The following is a 3,100-nucleotide window of genomic DNA, read 5'->3' on the forward strand; positions in this document are numbered from 1 at the left end:
GGGCCGCCTGCTGCGCACCCTGGGCCCGTCGCCACCGACGGCTGCGCACCCGTGGTGACCGTGGGCACCGACCCGGTGCCCACGGCGGGCGTCGCGCCGGTCGCGGAGCCGTCCTCGCCGGTTCCCGCCCCGACCACGGGCAGCGCCCCCGTGAGGGTCGGCACCGCACCGGTCGCGGGCGGCGTCGTGCCGCCCAGCTCCCACCGGGCCTTCTCCTTGAGCGCCGCGAACTCCGCGAACGTCTCGGGCATGGTCATGCCGACGGACTCGAGGTCCGTGGCCAGCTCCCCGCGGCGGGTGCGGACGAGGGCAGCGATCTCGCCCGCGCGCTGCAGCCGGTCGGCCTGCGTGGCGAGCGCCTGTCCGCCGCGCGCCCCCAGCACGTTGACCGCCTGCTGGTGCACGTTCGCCGCGACCTCGACCTCGGTGTCCGCGGCCTTGCGGTGGTGCTGCGCCCGCTCCTCCGCGGCCCGCGCCTCCGCCAGGGCGCGGTGGGCCAGGTCGAGCTTCCAGGCGTCCTTGAACGTCTCGAGCGAGCCGCGCAGCGTCGCGGCGCGCACCCCGGCCGCCGACCCCTCGTCGTACGCCTTGGTGAGGGCCGCGAGCCGGCTCAGGTGCTCGATCTGCCGGCGGGAGGTCTCGATGTCGGCGTACGCGCGGGCGACGTCGGCGAACTGCGCCACCGCCTCGTCGGCCAGCCGGAACGTGCTCGGCTCGTCGAGCATGTGGCCGCGGAACAGGTCGTCGAGGCTGCCCAGGTTCTTCGCCGACTGCGTGCGGTGCAGCAGCACGAGCGCCTGCTCCGAGCCGATCCCGAGCGCCTGCGTGAACGCGGCGGCGAACGGGCCGTGCCGCTCGCTGACCGTCGCGTCGGGCCACGCGGCCCGGACGCCCGCGGCGTCGGGCCCCGAGCGCACGTAGCGCTCGAAGTCCAGGAGTCCCGCCTCGCCCGGCACGACCACGTGCAGGGTGGTGGGCGACGACGAGCCGCGCGTCAGGTGGACGAGACGCACGAGCGTGACGACCGAGCCCGGGCCGTCCCCGCCGTCCGCGTACCGCAGCAGGACGCCGGACCAGGTCGCGCCAGGGCGCAGGTGGTCGGCCACGACCTCGCCCGTGCTCTCGTCGGTCCGGTGCCGCCAGGCGCCGCGCACGTACGAGACGACGTCGCGGTCGCCCGCCTCGCGCTCCGTCGTGCCGGTGCCCGCGGCCGCGGCGTTGAACCGCAGGTGGTCGGGCGGGGTCAGCACGGCGGCCACGGCGTCGACCACCGACGACTTGCCGGAGCCGGAGTGCCCCGTGAGCAGGAACCCCTCGCGCGGGACGGGCACGACGTGGTGGCCGGAGAACGTGCCCCAGTTCACCAGCTCGATGCGCGCCAGGCGCCACTGTCCGGGGTGCGGCGACGTCATCAGCTCTCCTTCGCCAGTCGGGCGTACTCGGTGCTCAGTGCCGCGACCTGGTCCGCACCGAACACGGTGCGCAGCACGGGCGAGACGGCGGCGCGGTCGCCGCCGAGCGGCTCGAGGACGCCCGACTCGACCAGCCGGGCCCACGTCGCGTCGAGCTGCCGCGTGAAGTCCATCGGGGAGCCGCCGCCACGGCGCCGGTACGCCCCGAGATGGTCGGCGGCCTCGTCGCGGCTGATCGCCACCCGGCCGCCGGGCGAGTCGAGCAGCAGCCCGCGCAGGTGCAGCAGCAGGGCGGTGTCGAGGAACGTCAGCGGCACCTCGCGCACGACGCGCGGGGCGTCCGGCGCCGGCACGTCGCGCACGAAGGCGACCTCGGCGTCGGCGTCCACGACCAGGTCGAGGTACTGGTCGGCCAGGCGCTCGCGGATCGGCTCCTCGCTCGTCAGGAGCGCGCGCCACGTGTCGGGGTCGGTCTCTGCCGCGAGGTACGGGCCGCGCACGAGCCGGGCCAGGGCGAGGCGCGCGGGCGCGGGCAGGCTGCCGCGGTCGTCCGCCCACAGCCGGGCGGCATGGCCCGCGTCGGCGACGGGCGCCTGCACGGAGTCGGCCCCTGCGCCGGCCCCTGTGCCGGACGCGGGGCGCCCCGGGCGGGCCGCGCTGAGCGGGCCGGACACGCCGGCTGTCACGTCGGGTTCTGTCACGGGACACGCTCCTCGAACTGGTGCTGGGTCAGGACGGCTCGTCGCACGACACCGCGCGACGAGCGCCAGCTCACGTCTTCCGTGCCGCCCGTCGTGGTGGCGTGCTCCTCCGCGAGCGTCAGCAGACCGACGACGCTCGCGGCGCCCTGGCTGGCGGGGTGGGCCGCGAGCACGGACGCGACCGTGGCGGTCTGCCCGCGGTCGACGACGTCGTTCACGTGGCCGCGCAGCTCGTCGACGTCGATCTCGGAGTCGCGCGCCATCGCGCGCAGCGCCGTGAGCGAGACGGGGCGCGGCGGCGGCGTGGGCGCCGCCGCGGGAGCCTCGGCGTCCTCGCCGCCCGGGTTGTACGGCAGGAGCCCGCCGACCGACCGTGGCGCGACCGCGCCGAGGCGCAGCGACAGCTCCATCGCGGTGTCCGGCGCGACGTCGGCCGCGGCGGCCAGCGCGGCGTCCTGCGCCTCGCCGAGCAGACGACGCAGGGCGCGCTCGGCCGGGAGCTCGCCCGAGCGGACCATGCGCTGCAGCGCGCGGCGCAACATCGCCATCGTGTCGGTGAGCTCGTCGGCCGCGTCCTGGAGCGTGGGCAGGAGACGGCGCAGCGCCGACGCCTCCGCGGGCGTCAGGTGCACGGTGTCGAGCACCCGTCCGACGTCGTCCTGGGCCGTGTGCTCCGCCTGCCGCAGCAGCTCGCGGAAGGCGACCAGCCCACGGCCCGCCTCGGACTCGGCGAGGTGGTCGACACCGCGGTAGACGTCGTCGAGGAACGCGTCGCGCGAGCCGTCCGACTCGAGCAGACGGCGCCGGAGCTCGCGGTCGGTGCGTTCCAGCTCAGTGCGCACCCGGGCGAGGTCGGCCGGGATGTCGCCGGCGAGCGCGAGCAGCTCGCGGGCGCGCTCCGCCGCGGCCTCGGGCGGCAGCGGGTCCGCGTCGCCCCGGCGGGCCCGCTCGATGCGGGCGTCGAGCGCCGCGCGCTGCTCGAGCAGG

The 3,100-nt window shown here is 77.0% G+C and carries 3 protein-coding genes; all 3 read right to left on the reverse strand.

From position 1 onward, the window contains the following. Positions 1-1,412, reverse strand: a 1,412-nt coding sequence (locus HLB15_RS23070) for an ATP-binding protein (RefSeq protein ID WP_283243489.1), incomplete at its 3' end; no start/stop codon positions are given. Beyond that, positions 1,412-2,113, reverse strand: a complete 702-nt coding sequence (locus HLB15_RS24405) for a DUF4194 domain-containing protein (protein WP_171109051.1) — start codon at positions 2,111-2,113, stop codon at positions 1,412-1,414. The genes HLB15_RS23070 and HLB15_RS24405, both read right to left, overlap by 1 nt. Beyond that, on the reverse strand, positions 2,110-3,100 hold a 991-nt coding region (locus HLB15_RS23080; protein WP_171109054.1), incomplete at its 5' end, for a DUF3375 family protein. The genes HLB15_RS23080 and HLB15_RS24405, both read right to left, overlap by 4 nt.

Source organism: Promicromonospora citrea (assembly GCF_013004695.1).
In the GTDB taxonomy this organism is placed as follows: Bacteria; Actinomycetota; Actinomycetes; order Actinomycetales; family Cellulomonadaceae; genus Promicromonospora; species Promicromonospora citrea.